Source organism: Paenibacillus tepidiphilus (assembly GCF_008635795.1).
Taxonomy (GTDB): Bacteria; Bacillota; Bacilli; order Paenibacillales; family Paenibacillaceae; genus Paenibacillus_AQ; species Paenibacillus_AQ tepidiphilus.
The window spans coordinates 13,283-30,065 of sequence record NZ_VWRQ01000023.1 but is presented as its reverse complement, the minus strand read 5'-3'; the positions used below and the strand labels follow the sequence as shown (position 1 = coordinate 30,065).

At 58.1% G+C, this 16,783-nt stretch carries 12 protein-coding genes; all 12 read right to left on the bottom strand.

The features are described 5' to 3' along the window. Positions 1 to 35: 35 nt before the first annotated feature. On the bottom strand, positions 36 to 2,210 hold the full coding sequence (locus tag F1379_RS23955) for a methyl-accepting chemotaxis protein (protein WP_150274770.1): 2,175 nt from the start codon (positions 2,208 to 2,210) through the stop codon (positions 36 to 38). Between the two features lie 413 nt (positions 2,211 to 2,623). Next, positions 2,624 to 3,934: an SEC-C metal-binding domain-containing protein gene (locus tag F1379_RS23950; RefSeq protein ID WP_150274768.1), complete on the bottom strand. Its 1,311-nt coding sequence runs from the start codon at positions 3,932 to 3,934 to the stop codon at positions 2,624 to 2,626. A 235-nt stretch (positions 3,935 to 4,169) separates the two neighbouring features. After that, the gene (gene purD, locus F1379_RS23945; RefSeq protein ID WP_150274766.1) at positions 4,170 to 5,435 is read right to left on the bottom strand and encodes a phosphoribosylamine--glycine ligase; all 1,266 of its coding nucleotides are present in this window, start codon (positions 5,433 to 5,435) and stop codon (positions 4,170 to 4,172) included. 17 nt (positions 5,436 to 5,452) lie between these two features. After that, positions 5,453 to 7,000: a bifunctional phosphoribosylaminoimidazolecarboxamide formyltransferase/IMP cyclohydrolase gene (gene purH / locus F1379_RS23940; protein ID WP_150274764.1), complete on the bottom strand. Its 1,548-nt coding sequence runs from the start codon at positions 6,998 to 7,000 to the stop codon at positions 5,453 to 5,455. A gap of 168 nt (positions 7,001 to 7,168) precedes the next feature. Then, entirely contained in the window at positions 7,169 to 7,309 is a 141-nt protein-coding gene (locus F1379_RS29890) for a hypothetical protein (protein WP_162551271.1), read from the bottom strand. Positions 7,310 to 7,880: 571 nt separating this feature from the next. Next, the gene (gene purN, locus F1379_RS23935) at positions 7,881 to 8,504 is read right to left on the bottom strand and encodes a phosphoribosylglycinamide formyltransferase (protein ID WP_150274945.1); all 624 of its coding nucleotides are present in this window, start codon (positions 8,502 to 8,504) and stop codon (positions 7,881 to 7,883) included. Next, positions 8,504 to 9,544, bottom strand: coding sequence for a phosphoribosylformylglycinamidine cyclo-ligase (purM, locus tag F1379_RS23930; protein WP_150274762.1), 1,041 nt, complete (start codon positions 9,542 to 9,544; stop codon positions 8,504 to 8,506). The genes purN and purM overlap by 1 nt, the downstream gene beginning before the upstream one ends. 1,240 nt (positions 9,545 to 10,784) lie before the next feature. Further along, the gene (gene purF / locus F1379_RS23925; protein WP_150274760.1) at positions 10,785 to 12,281 is read right to left on the bottom strand and encodes an amidophosphoribosyltransferase; all 1,497 of its coding nucleotides are present in this window, start codon (positions 12,279 to 12,281) and stop codon (positions 10,785 to 10,787) included. Further along, the gene (gene purL, locus F1379_RS23920) at positions 12,266 to 14,518 is read right to left on the bottom strand and encodes a phosphoribosylformylglycinamidine synthase subunit PurL (RefSeq protein ID WP_150274758.1); all 2,253 of its coding nucleotides are present in this window, start codon (positions 14,516 to 14,518) and stop codon (positions 12,266 to 12,268) included. The genes purF and purL overlap by 16 nt, the downstream gene beginning before the upstream one ends. After that, entirely contained in the window at positions 14,496 to 15,185 is a 690-nt protein-coding gene (gene purQ, locus F1379_RS23915; protein WP_150274756.1) for a phosphoribosylformylglycinamidine synthase subunit PurQ, read from the bottom strand. Before purQ ends, purL begins: the two co-directional genes overlap by 23 nt. Before the next feature lie 5 nt (positions 15,186 to 15,190). Beyond that, positions 15,191 to 15,436, bottom strand: coding sequence for a phosphoribosylformylglycinamidine synthase subunit PurS (purS, locus tag F1379_RS23910; protein ID WP_039298247.1), 246 nt, complete (start codon positions 15,434 to 15,436; stop codon positions 15,191 to 15,193). A gap of 437 nt (positions 15,437 to 15,873) precedes the next feature. Next, positions 15,874 to 16,764 carry a phosphoribosylaminoimidazolesuccinocarboxamide synthase gene (locus F1379_RS23905; protein WP_150274753.1) on the bottom strand — a complete coding sequence of 297 codons (891 nt, stop codon included), beginning with the start codon at positions 16,762 to 16,764 and terminating at the stop codon, positions 15,874 to 15,876. Between the last annotated feature and the right edge of the window lie 19 nt (positions 16,765 to 16,783).

The following is a 16,783-nucleotide window of genomic DNA, read 5'->3' as shown; positions in this document are numbered from 1 at the left end:
CGAATGCCGCCCGGGCCGCAGGCCAAGCAAAGGAATTATGCCTTGAACCGGGAGACCGCCTGCTGCAGCTGAGCCGAGCTGGCCTTGATCTCTTCCATCTCGGCAACGACTCCGCCGGACTTGGCGATGATGCTCTCGACCTGGGAGGCGATGAAGCCCGCCCCCTCTGCGCCTTCGTTCGCCGCGCTGCTCGTCTCACTGATGGCGGTTAACATACTCTGGATCGATGCCAGCAACTGTTCCGAGGTTGCGCTGAAGTCGGTCACCAGCTCATCGATATACCTGGCATCCTCGCTGTACTGCTCGCCGGTCCGCTGCATCGCATCGTAATCGGGCCGCACCTGCCCGTCAATGAAGCGCAGAACGCCCTCCGCACCCTCCACCAGACCGGCCACCGATCCGACAACGGCTGTCGTAACCTCCTGGATTTGTGCAGCCGTCTCGCGCGAGCTGTCGGCCAGCTTGCGGATCTCTTCGGCCACAACGGCGAAGCCACGGCCCGCTTCTCCGGCTCTGGCCGCTTCAATCGAGGCATTCAGCGACAGCAGGTTGGTCTGGGCGGCAATCTCCAGGATCGCCCCCGTGAGCGCCTGTATCTGTGCAATGGATTCCGACTGGACAATTGCTCTGCGCAGCCGTTCCTCGCTGTGGCCGTAGATGTTGTCGGCCCGCTGCCGCGAGGCAATCGCATCTTCCTTCAGCTGCGCAGCCCGTTCATTGATCTGGCGGGCGGCATCGGCGCCCTCCTGCGCTTTGCGGGCGACGCCCTGGATCGCATGCTCGAACTCAGTGGTGCCGGCGTTCATTTCCTCCATAGAAGCCGCGGTCTGCTGCATTCCGGCTGACAGCTCCTCGGTGATTGCCGAGATATCGGCAATGTTGCCGTCCAACTGTGCCATGTTGGTCTCCGTATTGTTCACCGCACCCGAGATGCGTCCGGCGCTGCTCTTGATATCACGGATCAGGCTTTGCTGCGTGGAGATCATCTCGTTAAAGCCGGCCGCCAGGAGGCCCATCTCGCCTTTGGCCGCTACCTTGGCCCGCACCGCCAGATCGCCGGCCATCGCTTCGCGGAACGCTGCCGTCAGCACCGGAATCGGCTTCAGAATGCTGCCGGAGACAAAATACAGGACGACGGACAGCAGCACTACGGAAACAAGAATGGACAGTGCGAAGATAAGCTCGAACTTCTTCAATTCCTTCTCCGCATCCTTGGCGGGTACGATCAGCGCAACAGACCACTGATTATCTACCGCCGGAGCGTAGGAGACGTAGCTGGCGGTGCCGTCTATGCCGGTCTGGTACACCTTTTCGCCCCATTGCGTCATTTTGCTCCCAAGCGCCTGCCAGTCCTCGCCAAGATCCGCCATTGTCTGGAGCAGGATGTTGTCTGCATTCGGGTGATAGATGAAGGTCCCCGTCTTGTCGATCAGAATGGCGAAGCCGCTGCCATTGTAATTAAACGAGCCCAGCGCCTCGGTGATCTGCTCTGTCGAAATATCCGCGCTCGCCACCCCGAGCAGCTTGCCGGAGTCATCAAGGATCGGCGTGCTGACGCTGACCACCATTTTGCCTGAACCGGCGTCAATATAAGGGTCCGTAATGGTAAGCCGCTTATTCTTGGCCGTCGATGCATACCAGCTGCGCTCCTTCAGCTTGAAATCGGCCGGGGGCTCGAACTCGTCCTGGGTAATCAGCTTCCCTGTCTGCTCCAATCCAAGATACACGTTCAGCAGATTGCTGTTGCTGTCCTTGATCAGATTCAGTGTGGCAATGAGTTCACTGTAGCCCTCGGTCGATTGAGCCGTATCTGCGGAGTCCACCCGCTGAATGAAGCCGCGCAGATAAGCGTTCGCGTTGAGCAGCTCCACACTATTGACGGCCGGCTGCAGCATATCGTTAATTGTCGCGTTAATCTCACCTTTTTCATAGGATAAGGAACGGTTGAGATCCTGCACGATAATCTGCTTCGCATTGTTGTGAATGACCAGCGCCACAATCATGAAAATGACGACCACCGATACAATCACGTACATAAAAAGCTTGCCGCGTATGCCCATGCTGCTATACCTCGAGGCCAATGACCGCCATATGCCGGAATCCGCCTTCCCCTTGCCCCCCGCACCGGAGGCCGGTTCTGTTCCCGACGCCTGAAGTCCGGGCAGTCCGCCCTTCTCCTCTATTTCCGTTTGATGCTTTTTTACCGCCATAAAATTCCCGCCTTCAAATTCAAATATTGCCAGCGTACTCTCTTGCCTGAGAGCTTCACCTGATTTCGACTTATTTCTGCAAAATATCACTTTAACCCTTTAGCGTTTTACATCGAGCTGTGAAAATACTGTGTCCATGTCAGGTATTTTCCGCATTACCGGGAACTAAACCAATCATTCCCTTTAAAAAGTCTGTCCAGGCTCTCCTTTTTACCCCTTTATAAGGGCAAACCCCGGACGATATGTAAGGTTATATGCCGGAACTCAATCCGGACAATCTGTTCAGCACCGAATGCCCCCCAAAGTGGAGCCTGCATCATAGCTGAATAGCTGATTCAGATCCCTTGCGGATTTCTATGCACAGCAAAGAACCACAGCATCGCTGCTGCGGTTCTCTTGTAAGCATCTATGTTTTATTGCTTCAGCATCCATTTCAGTAGCTCAGGTACGCTGGCCCAGAGACGTGAATGCGTAATGACATACTCCACGGCTTCGTTGGGATCGCCTGTGCCGATGAAATCGGGCAGATTGCTGGGCAGACGTTTCACCCCGAGCAGATAATCGGGAACATGCTTGTTGACGCCGCGCGCTACCCGGTAGAGCATTTTGAGCTGGGAGGTCAGGCCGTTCTTCTTGTACTCCAGAATCATCCGGTCATACGCAAAGGTTGCTGCAGCATCATCCTTGTATTTCTTCAGCAGCTTGTCCGCCGCATTCAGGTTGCTGCTGTGCAGGTACACTGCGACCAGCATATACCGCGCTCCGGTGTTGTCGTCCGGATTGTATTCCAGAATATGCTCCAGCATCTTCGCCGCTTCATCCATATCGCCGCCGAACCAGCAGGAATCCGCATAGCTCTTGCAGACCCGGAGATATGGCCGTGTCTCGCTGAGCAGCCAGAAATGTCCTTTATTCTCGGCAAAATACGCCTCTCCAAGCTCCCGCTGTCCGGCGGTGATGCCTTCCTTCAGATAAGCGCGGGCTTCCTGCTCGCTTTCAGCTTCTTCTGCCAGCACCAGATACGCATCCGGATGGTCGGGATAGAGGCTGATTGCCGTCCGCGCCAGTTGAACCCGCCGCTTCGGCGCCGCCTCCGCTGCCATATACAGCAGCTCCTGGGCCTTTTGCCGGGGCGACAGATCGGACCGCTTCACAACCGCCATTTCATCGGCTTCTCCGCCGAGCCCGTATTCCTCGACATAATTCTGCATTTCTTTGACCTTGCGGGAAATGGTCGCCGTTGTCACTTCATACATGTCGGCAAGATCGGCTTGCGACTGCATAAAGCCGTAGGTCTCAGACAATATATATTCGATCGCCGCGCAGAAGGAGCCTGACTTCTTCACCGCAGGCTTGCTCTGGCGGGAATAGCCGTTCCACAGCACGAGCGCTTCGTAAATCAGCTCACGGTCATATCGGTCACGCATGCGCTCGATAAGCTCCATAGCCAGCTGCTCATGGGCCGGATGCTCCCAGGTCATTTCCTTGGTAACCATCTTCTTCAGCGTAGGCAGGGTAAGCTTGCGATCTGGACGAAGGACAGGCTCCGCAGGAGCGGGACGCACGCCGGAGTCTTCTGCCGCAGTCTTGAGGGCCGCCGCATCCTCCGTTGTTACGAGCCGCAATATGGATTCAACCGCCGAGGTTTCTTTGCCAAGGCAGCATTTCTTGTATTTCTTCCCGCTTCCGCATGGGCACAAGTCATTTCTTCCAACCTTACTCAACAATAATTCCCCCTTAAATCTCTGGCTAGCCATTCGCGTAAGCGTATCGCTACTTTGGTACTATACAACAAGACATTGAATTTAAAAAGGTCTTCCCTGAAAGGAAAGACCTTTATCTGTATATATCCGAACTTTTTCCCCCGTACGAGTTGTATTATAGCACTTCTGTTATCGCTTGTCAGTCCTTTTTAGGACCAGCAGTGTAAAAAAAATGCAAAAATACAGTTCTTTTTGCTCAGATTAAGGCTTTCATGGCGATATCGCTGCGGTTCTGTTTACCTGCAAAAGTAATACCATCCGCCTGCCGGTAGGCCGCAAGCCGTGCTTCGGCAATGGTCTCGCCTATACCGACGACCCCGAGCACGCGTCCCCCGCTGGTAACATAGCTTCCGTCCGCACCGCGTGCCGTTCCTGCATGGAAGACCAGCGCTTCGCCGCCCTCCTCAAGACCCGAGATCGGCACTCCCTTCGGATAGGTTCCGGGATAGCCCCCGGAGGCCAGCACGACGCATACCGCCGCTTCGTCGCTCCACTCGATGTCTGCCTGATCCAGTCTGCCTTCGGTCACCGCCAGAAAAATCTCCAGCAGATCGCTCTTCAGCCGCGGTAGCACGACCTGCGTCTCCGGATCGCCGAAGCGCGCGTTGAACTCAATGGTCTTCGGCTTGCCGTCCGGCGAGATCATCAGACCGGCGAACAACACACCGCGGAATGGCCGGCCTTCGGCCACCATTGCTTTGGCGGTCGGCTCAATAATCGTCTCCACCGCTTCGCGGATAATGGAGTCCGCAATATGCGGCAGCGGCGAATAAGTGCCCATTCCGCCGGTATTCGGCCCTTTGTCACCGTCGAAGACCGGCTTGTGGTCTTGCGCGGCTGCCATTGGCCGCACCGTCTCACCGTCCACAAAGGCAAGAATCGACATTTCCTGGCCGGCCAGGAATTCCTCAATGACCACCTGCGCACCGGCTTCGCCGAATATTTTGTCCACCATAATATCATGCAGCGCCTGCTCCGCTTCTTCAAGGCTATACGCAACGGTTACGCCTTTGCCCGCAGCCAGTCCGTCCGCCTTGATGACGATCGGCACGGACTGGGCACGCAAGTAAGCCAGGGCAGTCTCATAATCACTGAACTTCTCATAAGCAGCCGTAGGAATACCATATTTATGCAGGAGGTCCTTCATGAATGTCTTACTGCCTTCAATCTCAGCCGCATTCCTGCGTGGTCCGAATACCCGGAGACCCTCGGCCTCCAATACGTCGACTATCCCCGCAGCGAGCGGATCATCGGGACCGATGACCACCAGGCCGACCTCGCGTTCTTTGGCAAAAGCAGCCAGCTTGTCGAACTCAAACACGCCGATTGGCACGCATTCCGCCAGCTGCGCAATCCCGGCATTGCCGGGTGCGCAGTAGATTTTACCGGCTTTGGGGCTGCGGGAGAGACTCCAGACAATCGCATGCTCCCGTCCTCCGCCGCCTACTACTAGAATATCCATCCGCTTGGTAAGCCTCCTTAGTGCTTGAAATGGCGGACGCCGGTGAAGACCATGGCGATGCCGTATTCGTTGGCCACCTTGATGGACTCCTCGTCCTTGATCGAGCCGCCGGGCTGGATCACTGCTGTAATACCGGCCTTCGCAGCCAGCTCCAGGGTATCGCCCATCGGGAAGAAGGCGTCGGAGGCCAGCACAGCGCCCTTCGCTTTCTCTCCGGCTTGTTCAATGGCGATCTTCGCTGCACCGACGCGGTTCATCTGACCGGCCCCAACCCCGACGGTCATATCGTCCGCCGCCAGCACAATCGCATTGGATTTTACATGCTTCACGACCTTCCAGCCAAAGAGCAGTTGCTTGAGCTCTTCTTCAGTCGGCTTGCGGTCGGTCACAACCTGCAGCTCCTCAGCGTTGACGGAGTGCACGTCGCTTTCCTGCACGACCATGCCGCCTTCAACAGAAGTGACGACAAAGCTGCTCTTGCGCGCTCCGGCTGCGCTTAGCTCGCCGATCTTCAGCAGACGGATGTTCTTCTTCTTCGTCAGGATTTCCAGCGCTTCATCGGTAAAGCCTGGAGCAAGGATGATTTCCAGGAAAATATCCTTCAGCAGATTGGCCGTATCCTGATCAATGATCCGGTTGGCCGCGACGATGCCGCCGAAGATGGAGGTCGGGTCAGCGTTGTACGCTTTTTGATAGGCTTCATATACGCTCTCTCCTACGCCCACTCCGCAAGGGTTCATGTGCTTAACGGCCACAACCGCCGGCTCTTCGAACTCCTTGACGATCTGCAGCGCAGCGTTGGCATCGTTGATATTGTTGTAGGACAGCTCCTTGCCGTGCAGCTGTTCAGCGGCAGTGAGGGTATCAGCGGCGGCCAGCGGCTTGCGGTAGAACGCCGCCTTCTGGTGCGGATTCTCGCCGTAACGGAGATCCTGGATTTTCTCATAAGTAACCGTATAGCGCTCCGGCAGCGGTTCGCCGGTCACATTCGCCAGATAATCGGCGATCAGGGCGTCGTAAGCCGCCGTATGGCGGAAGACTTTGGCCGCAAGGCGTTTGCGGGTCTCGAGCGTTGTATCGCCCTCTGTGCGGATTTCCTCCAGCACCTGGGCATAATCGCCGGCATCAACCACCACGCTGACGAACGCATGATTCTTTGCCGCTGAACGCAGCATCGTCGGTCCGCCGATGTCGATGTTCTCGATGGCTTCCTCATAAGCAACATCCGGCTTGGCAATCGTCTGGGCGAACGGGTACAGGTTCACTACAACCAGATCAATGTAGTCAAGACCAAGCTCGCTCATCTGCTTCGTATGCTCCTCATTGTCGCGGACAGCCAGAAGACCGCTGTGTACAGCAGGGTGCAGCGTTTTGACGCGGCCGTCCATGATTTCCGGGAAGCCTGTCACATCGGAAATGCCGATGACCGGCACCCCTTCTTTAGCCAGCAATGTGCTTGTACCGCCCGTGGAGATAATTTCTACGCCCAATGCAGACAACTCGCGGCAAAAATCCACGATGCCCTGTTTATCCGATACGCTGACCAGCGCTCTTTTGATACTCACTTTGAATAGTCCCCCTCGGATGATGCAAGATTGGTAATTCAGGTTGGTAAGCCGATGACGTCTGACGGTAGGCCCGCGGTTGGTGAGGCGATAGGTGCCCGGTAGGTGCTGCGGTTGCTGCTCAGTAGGTGACACGGTAGGTGACACGGTAGGTGATGCGGTTGCTGCTCAGTAGGTGACGCGGTAGGTGCTGCGGCAAGTGACGCGGTAGAAGCGCGCCGTTCTTGGGCAGCCCGTGCTGTCGAAGCTAGGATGCGCAGCAATTGCGGCCGGTTGTCTTGCAGCCACAGTACCTGCCTGTTCCCCCACCCGCCTAACCGCCTGCCCGCCCAACTACCCGCCAACGCATTCTGTCGGCTAGAAATGCTTACAGCATAGTTGGTAAGGCATTCTGCCAGTTCGCGATTATAGTAACGTTGGCACGGTACGGTATTCTCCCCGATTGGCATGTTTACAGCGCTTTGGCACGGCATTCTGCCGGATTGGCATGCTTACAGCTTCGTTAGTACGGCATTCTGCCAGGATCACAACGTTTGCCAACAACACTGGTACCCCTAGTTGGATTTCAGCCACTTAATTTGGCGATAAACGGTGTCTCTATAGCACTTAGTTGGATAATCGCCATCTAATATCTGACATTTCACGCGAAAGGTCCGAATACATCCAGATTAGTGTGCCATAATCCACTTAAATCCGAATAACCTGCAGATTTGCTCAAAATAAGTGGCGTAAATCCACTTCGTTCTTCCGTTTTCCGACAGCCTGCGCCGCTTGTGCAATATTTCCCGAGAAATATCGGAATCATCCGCTTAAATCCGAAACTGTCGATTACAACCTATATTGATCCGCTAAAATTCGAGTTTGTCGATCTGTAGTTACATCATTTCTCTGCTCCGCGTACACGTACCTGTCTGCCCTGCAGCTCTACTCTGCCCTCGGCAAAAGCGCGCACAACCTCCGGATACAACTCATGCTCCACCCGGTGAATTCGTGCGGCAAGCGTATCGGCCGTATCACCCGGCTCAATCGTTATAGCGCGCTGGGCAATGACAGGACCGGTATCCATGCCTCCATCCACAAAATGCACCGTAACGCCGGTCAGCTTAACGCCATAGTCCAGTGCCTGGCCGATGGCGTCCTTCCCGGCAAAAGCCGGCAGCAGCGACGGATGCACATTGATAATCCTTCCGGCATAGGGCGTGAGCAGCACCGGTGTAATCAGCCGCATATATCCGGCGAGCACAATCAGACCGATCTCCCGGCGCTGCAGCTCAGCAACAATCGCGGCCTCATACTCCTCACGGGAGGCGAAGTCCTTCGGCCGCAGCAGCATAGCAGCGATCCCCGCCTCCTCTGCCCGCTGGGCCACCGGCGCTTCCGGCCGGTCCGATACCAGCAGCTCGATCTGTCCTTCCCCGAGCTGACCCTGCCGCTGCGCCGCTACAAGTGCACTGAAATTGCTGCCCTGCCCGGAGGCAAAGACAGCGATCCGCGTGCTGCGCATCACACTTCGGCTCCCGTAAAGGTTACCTTGCGCTCTCCTTCCGTTACAGAGCCGATAAGATAAGCTTCTTCACCGCTTGCCTTCAGCAGCTCCAGTGCACGTTCACTGTCGGCTGAGGCTACTACCAGCACCAGCCCGATGCCCATATTGAAGGTAGTGAACATATCGCGGTTGGAGACATCACCTTGGCGCTGCAGCAAATCAAAGACCGGCAGAATCGGCCACGAGCCGTAATTGATTTCAACATTGACGTGATCCGGCAGGACGCGAGGAATGTTCTCGATAAATCCGCCGCCGGTAATATGAGCCATTCCCTTCACCGGCAGCTGCTCCAGCAGCGCCAGCAGCGGCTTGACGTAGATTTTGGTCGGTGCCAGCAGCACATCCGCAAGCGGTGCACCGAGCTCCGGAAGCACTTCATCGAGACCGTACCCGCCCTGCTCCAGCAGCAGCTTGCGCACCAGCGAGAATCCGTTGCTGTGCACACCGCTCGAAGCCAGTCCGATGACGGCATCGCGGGCTGCGATATTGGCGCCCGTAACCAGCTTGGCCTTATCCGCCACGCCCACCGTAAAGCCGGCGATATCATATTCACCTTCTGCGTACATTCCCGGCATCTCGGCGGTCTCGCCGCCGATCAGCGCGCAGCCGGCCTGGTGGCAGCCCTCGGCAATGCCGGACACAATCGCTTCGATCTTCTCTGGCACGACCTTGTCGCAGGCGAGGTAATCGAGGAAGAACAGCGGCTCTGCGCCCTGTACGACAATATCGTTTACGCACATGGCCACCGCATCAATGCCGATCGTGTCATGGCGGTCAGCGGCAAAAGCAAGCTTGAGCTTCGTGCCTACGCCGTCGGTACCCGACACCAGCACCGGCTCTTCGTATTTATCTTTGTTCAGGCCGAAGAGTGCGCCGAATCCGCCCAGCTCCGTCATCACTTCCGGACGATAAGTGCGTTTCACATGCTTCTTCATGCGTTCTACCGCTTCATTGCCAGCGGCAATATCCACTCCGGCATTCTTGTAAGCTTCCGACACGATGGGCCACCTCATTTAATTAGTTTAGCGAATTCTGAACAAAAAGTTGTTTGTACTTATTCGGAGAAGCAGAGCCCGGTAGTAGTTAAATCGTCATTCCGGGGAATGCTTGGACCTCCGGCCGCTGTTAGGTTTGGATTTCTGTGATTTGAACCGCTGTCTGAGGTAGAAATCCAAACCTAAAGGCTGACGCTCCTCCAGCCCCAAACTTCCCCTCCGCGACTTAAACTACCGCTCAGGCGAGCGCCCCTCCGCTTCTGCGCAGCAGACAGGACCGGGGCGCGAGCCCAGGCGCAAGGCGCACAGCCTTGCGCTACCACGCCCACAGGCGAGCGCCCCTCCGCCTCTGCGCAGCAGACAGGACCGGGGCGCGAGCCCAGGCGCAAGGCGCACAGCCTTGCGCTACCACGCCCGCAGGCGAGCGCCCCTCCGCCTCTGCGCAGCAGACAGGACCGGGGCGCGAGCCCAGGCGCAAGGCGCACAGCCTTGCGCTACCACGCCCGCAGGCGAGCGCCCCTCCGCCTCTGCGCAGCAGACAGGACCGGGGCGCGAGCCCAGGCGCAAGGCGCACAGCCTTGCGCTACCACGCCCGCAGGCGAGCGCCCCTCCGCCTCTGCGCAGCAGACAGGACCGGGGCGCGAGCCCAGGCGCAAGGCGCACAGCCTTGCGCTACCACGCCCACAGGCGAGCGCCCCTCCGCCTCTGCGCAGCAGACAGGACCGGGGCGCGAGCCCAGGCGCAAGGCGCACAGCCTTGCGCTACCACGCCCGCAGGCGAGCGCCCCTCCGCCTCTGCGCAGCAGACAGGACCGGGGCGCGAGCCCAGGCGCAAGGCGCACAGCCTTGCGCTACCACGCCCACAGGCGAGCGCCCCTCCGCCTCTGCGCAGCAGACAGGACCGGGGCGCGAGCCCAGGCGCAAGGCGCACAGCCTTGCGCTACCACGCCCCCAGGCGAGCGCCCCTCCGCCTCTGCGCAGCAGACAGGACCGGGGCGCAAGCCCAGGCGCAAGGCGCACAGCCTTGCGCTACCACGCCCGCAGGCCCGGCGTGGCAGCTATGCCGCCGGGCCGCACCAGCGCCGCCAAAGCGTGTCCCGCCCGTGCGCCAGCACACAGGGACAAAGCGGGCACCTGCACCCAAGCCCCCTTAGCAAGTTTAAAACAAACTCCTACGCCAACCTTTCGGGTGGCCGGAGGGCGGAGCCCTCCGGAATCCCCCTTTTTAAGGGGGACTTAGGGGGTTAGCAACTGCATCCGTCCTTCTCTTCCCCGCCGAAGTCCACCTGCGTCGGGTAGTCGTTGTCGAAGCAGGAGAGACAGAGGCCGCCTTTGTAGTCGCTGCCGTTCAGTCCGCCCACGGACTGGATCAGTCCTTCCGGCGAGAGGAACGCCAGCGAGTCGGCGTTGATCTCTTCGCAGATTTCCTGAACCGTCTTATAGGACGCGATCAGATCACGGCGGTCAGGGGTGTCGATCCCGTAGAAGCACGGGTTCTTGAACGGCGGCGAGGTAATCCGCACATGCACCTCGGCAGCCCCGGCCTCGCGCAGCAGATTAACGATCCGTCGCGAAGTGGTGCCGCGCACGATGGAGTCGTCGATCATCACGACGCGCTGGCCTTCAACCACACGGCGCACGGCGCTGAGCTTCATCTTCACGCCCTGCTCACGTAGCTCCTGGCTCGGCTGGATGAAGGTCCGGCCGGTATATTTGTTCTTAATGAGGCCCAGCTCATAAGGGATCCCCGTCTGCTCGGCATAGCCGATGGCCGCCGAGATGCTGGAATCCGGCACACCGGTGACAATATCGGCGTCGACGAACGCTTCCAGCGCCATCCGGCTGCCCATCCGCTTACGGGCGGAATGCAGGTTCGAGCCGTTCAGATCGCTGTCCGGACGGGCGAAATAGATATATTCCATCGCACACAGCGCCTTACGCTGCGGCTCCGCGAAGCGGTCCTCGGTCAGCCCGTGCTCGTCCAGCACCAGCAGCTCACCCGGCTCAATATCGCGGACCAGCGTCGCTCCGATGACTTCCAGCGCGCAGGACTCCGATGCGAAGACATACGCATCGCCGATCCTGCCCATCACCAGCGGACGCAGTCCGTTCGGGTCAGAAGCCACTAGCAGCTTGTCGTTGGTCATGAGCAGGAAGGCAAAGCCGCCGACCAGCTGGGTCAGCGCATCCTTGGCCGCTTCGACGAAATCCTTCGGCGAACGCGCAATCAGGTGTGCCAGTACCTCGGTATCGCTGGTCGTCTGGAAGATCGAGCCGCTGCGCTCGAGCTGCTTGCGGATCAGCGGCTCATTGACGATATTGCCGTTCGTAGCAATGGCCAGATCGCCGTCACGGTACTTGAAAACGAGCGGCTGGGCATTGGTTAGCCGGCTGTCGCCGCTGGTTGAGTAGCGCACATGCCCGATGGACATGTTGCCGATCAGCGAAGCGATCTTGTCCTTGTCGAACACTTCCTTGACGAGGCCCATGCCGCGGTGATAATTGAAACTCTGTCCATCCGCTACGCAGATACCCGCGCTTTCTTCCCCCCGGTGCTGCAGGGCATGCAGCCCGTAGTAGGACATAGAGGCCGCCTCCGGGTGTCCGAAGACCCCGAAGACGCCGCATTCTTCTTTCAGTGTGTCAAAAATATCTCCCGAAACCGTTCCTTCATTGTAATAATCGCCGGTCCACAGGATAGGGTCTGCCTGCTTGTTCCCGGTCTTTATTTCATAAGACATGGAATAGCATCCTCCCACACGGTTGTAAGTTCGCTAACGGCTTCATCCAGCACAGCAACAGACCCGCCGTCCAGGGTCACCCGCAGCCGGTCTCCGCCGACGGTGCCGATAATGGCAACCGGGACGCCGCTGGCTGCGATCGCGGCTTTCAGCTCTTCCGCCTGACCGGACTTGGCCGTCAGCAGAATACGGGATTGGCTCTCGCTGAACAGCGCCACATCAGCGCGGAGGCCAGTGGAGGCCAGTTCCACGTTCGCACCGATTTTGCCGCTGATGCAGCTCTCGGCCAGCGCGCCCGCCAGGCCGCCTTCGGACAGGTCATGCGCGGACGTTACCAGCCCGCCGCGGATTGCGGCCAGCACGGCGTCCAGCAGCTTCTGCTCGGCAGCCAGATCAAGCGCCGGCGGACGGCCTTCTGTTACGCCATGCACGGCGTACTGGAATTCGCTGCCGCCCAGCTCTGCGAAGGTCGTACCCAGCAGCAGAATGGCGTCGCCTTCCTGCTTGAAGCCCTGCGTCGTAATATGATCGGTATCTTCAACCAGACCCACCATACCGACAACCGGTGTCGGATAGATGGCTCCGGTGGCATTTTCGTTGTACAGGCTGACATTGCCGCCGATAACCGGCGTGTCCAGCACGCGGCAGGCTTCGGCCATGCCGTCTACGGCGCGTTCCATCTGCCAGAAGATCTCCGGCTTCTCAGGACTGCCGAAGTTCAGGTTGTCCGTGATCGCCAGCGGCTTCGCGCCGGAGCAGACAATGTTGCGGGCCGCTTCGCTGACTGCGATGCGTCCGCCCACCTCAGGATCAAGATAGACATAACGGCCGTTGCAGTCGGTCGTCATCGCCAGACCCTTGCGTGTGCCGTGAATCGTCACGACAGCGGCATCGGAGCCGGGACGGACCGCCGTGCTGGTGCGGACCATATAGTCATATTGGTTGTATACCCAAGCCTTGCTGGCAACGGTTGGCGAAGCCAGCACCTTGCGCAGTGCGCCGCCCAGGTCCTTCACTTCTTCATAACGCAGCGTATCCACGCAAGCATTCGCTTCATAGTATGCCGGAACCGCCGAAGGCTTCCGGTAGATTGGGCACTCGTCCACCAGCGCTTTGACCGGCATGTCGCCGACCACTTCGCCGTGATGGAACAGCTTGAGGCGGCCGTCGTCGGTCACCTTGCCGACCTTGCGGCAGATGACGCCCCAGCGGTCGAAGATTTCCTGCGCCTGTGCTTCATCCTTCGGCTCCACAACGAACAGCATCCGTTCCTGCGATTCCGACAGCATCATTTCGTAAGGCGTCATGCCCTCCTCACGCTGCGGCACCTGGTCAAGATACAACTCCAGGCCGTTGCCCGCTTTGCTGGCCATTTCCGCACTGGAGCAGGTCAATCCGGCTGCGCCCATGTCCTGAATGCCCAGCACAATGCCGCTGTCGATCAGCTCGAGGCAGGATTCCATAACCAGCTTCTCCATGAACGGATCGCCGACCTGCACCGCTGTCCGCTTCGCTTCCGACTCTTCGCTCAGCTCAACGGAAGCAAAGGTCGCCCCGTGGATGCCGTCGCGTCCGGTTGGCGGACCGACATAGAAGACCGGGTTGCCGACGCCTTTGGCGACACCGCGCTGGATTTTGTCGTGGTCGATGAGTCCGACGCACATCGCGTTGACCAGCGGGTTGCCGTCATAGCTGTCGTCGAACATGATCTCGCCGCCGACGGTCGGAATGCCGATACAGTTGCCGTAGCCGGCGATGCCGGAGACGACATGCTCGAACAGGTATTTTACGCGGTCGCTCTCAAGCTTCCCGAACCGCAGGGAATTCAGCAGCGCCACTGGTCTTGCACCCATGGAGAAAATATCGCGGATAATCCCGCCCACCCCGGTCGCCGCGCCCTGATAAGGCTCTACCGCCGACGGGTGGTTATGACTCTCAATCTTAAAGACAACCGCCTGGTTGTCGCCGATATCGACGATCCCCGCACCTTCGCCGGGTCCCATCAGCACGCGCGGTCCGCTTGTCGGGAAGCGCCCGAGCAGCGGCTTGGAATTCTTGTATGCGCAGTGCTCAGACCACATGACGGAGAATACACCGATTTCCGTATAGTTGGGCAAGCGGCCCATGAAGGAAGTGATCAGTTCATATTCGCTGTCCGACACCCCGAACTGGCTGTAAATTTTCTGCTCCGCAATCTGTTCTGCGGTCGGCTCCTTAGCGGATACTTGCTGCGTCATAACGATCCCTCCATGTCTTGAGAATGGATGTGAACATCCGTTTGCCGTCTTCCGAGCCGAGCAGGCTGCTAACCGCACGCTCCGGATGCGGCATCATGCCGACTACGTTGCCCGCTGTATTGCAGATGCCGGCGATATCGGCGACCGAGCCGTTCGGGTTGTCCGAATATTGGAAGACAATCTGATTGTTCGCGTGAAGCGATGCCAGCGTCTCTTCATCGCAATAGTAGTTGCCTTCCCCGTGGGCGATCGGAATGACGATCTCCTCATCTTTTGCATAGTCAATAGTAAACGGGGTTGTGTTATTAACGACCTTAAGCACCGTATCATGGCAGCGGAACTTCATCGACATGTTGCGGCGCAGCGCTCCCGGCAGGAGGCCCGCTTCAGTCAAAATCTGGAACCCGTTGCAGATGCCGAGCACGAATTTGCCCTGCTCTGCCGCTTTGGCTACTTCAGCCATCACCGGAGCGAAGCGGGAAATCGCGCCGCAGCGCAGATAGTCACCATAAGAGAAGCCGCCGGGCACCAGGATACAGTCATAGGCCGACAGGTCTGTCGCCGTATGCCACACATAATCCACCGGTTCGCCCAGGCTGTCTTCTACCGCTTTGTAGCAGTCGATGTCACAATTGGAGCCCGGAAAGACAAGAACAGCAAATTTCATGAGGTTCAGTCCTCCAATTCATAGCGGTAATCTTCGATCACCGTGTTGGCCAGCAGCTTCTCGCACATATCCTTCAGGCGGCCTTCAGCCTCGGCGCGGTTGTCCGTATCGAGCGTCAGCTCCATATATTTACCGATGCGCAGCGACTCCACTTCCTGGAATCCGACGGAATGCAGCGCTCCCTGTACGGCCACACCTTGGGGATCGAGCACGCTTTTCTTGATGGTGACATAGACTGTCGCTTTTAACATACGCTTATAGTTCCTCCTAAAGTTTAATCGGGCTATCCCATCTTCCTATCCAGACCACTCAGAACACTCAGAGCACTCACAACACTCCCAGGCAATTCCACGCCATCCAATGCGGCCAACGCACTACAGTTCTATGAGCCGTCAGCCCGGCCACCAATAACAGCATTTCATACAACTAAAATCAGGTTTCCAGCGGTAAAATCTCGAATAAGTGCAGTTGATACAGCTATATTCAGCCAGCATCAACGATTTCGGCCTGACAGCCGCTTTTAATTGTACAAAATACATCTATTGCTTGATTTCCTGCAATTTCACACCAAATAGCTGTACGATCTGCAGTTATTCCTCAACCGAACGCGAGCGGCTCATCATCTCATTGACCAACATCAGCTCCACAGAGCCACTACCCATCTGGGCCGGCCCGCCTGCTGCGTCTTCTACAACGAGTTCCCCGTCAGACGGTGATAGATATCCAGATAACGGCGGGTGGTTTCTTCCACAACCTCAGCCGGCAGCGGGTCCGGGGTACTGTTCTTGTCCCAGGAGGAGGCGGACAGGTACGTCCGGACCGGCTCCTTGTCCATGCTGTCGATCTCAATGTCCAGGGCAAAATTCTCTTTGGCCCAGAACCGGGACGCATCGGGAGTGAAAATTTCATCGATCAGAATCACCTTGCCTTCCAGCAGCCCGAACTCGAACTTGCAGTCTGCCAGGATGATGCCGCGCTCTTCGCAGTATTCTCTGGCAAAAGCGAACAGCTGCAGGCTTTTCTCCTTCAGCTCCAGCGCCAGCTCGGCGCCGATCAGCTCCTGCATCTGCTCAAAAGGAATGTCCTCGTCGTGCCCGACATCGTTCTTGGCCGCCGGTGTGAAGATCGGCTGCGCCAGCACCGCATTCTTGCGCAGGCCTTCCGGCAGCTTGATGCCGTTGACCTCGCCAGTCTGCTCGTACTGCCGCCAGCCGCCGCCCGTAATGCAGCCGCGCACCACGCATTCGATGTCGATGCGCTCCGCTTTGCGGACCACCATCACGCGGTTCTTCAAGGCTTCCTTGTCGCGGGCGATGCCGCCAAGCTGGTCCACATCGATGTGAACCACATGATTCTCCATCAGATGCTTGGTCTTGCCGAACCAGAAGGCGCTGAGCCGGTTCAGCACATTGCCCTTCTCAGGCACCGCCGGATCAAGCACGTAATCGAATGCTGAGATGCGGTCCGTCACGACAATCAGCGTATGTTCGCCCAGATCGTACAGCTCGCGGACCTTTCCTTTGTAGAGCAGCGGTGCATCAACGAGATCCACAGCCGTGGATACGGCAGGGTGAGTCATGGAAATTTCCTCCCTTGAA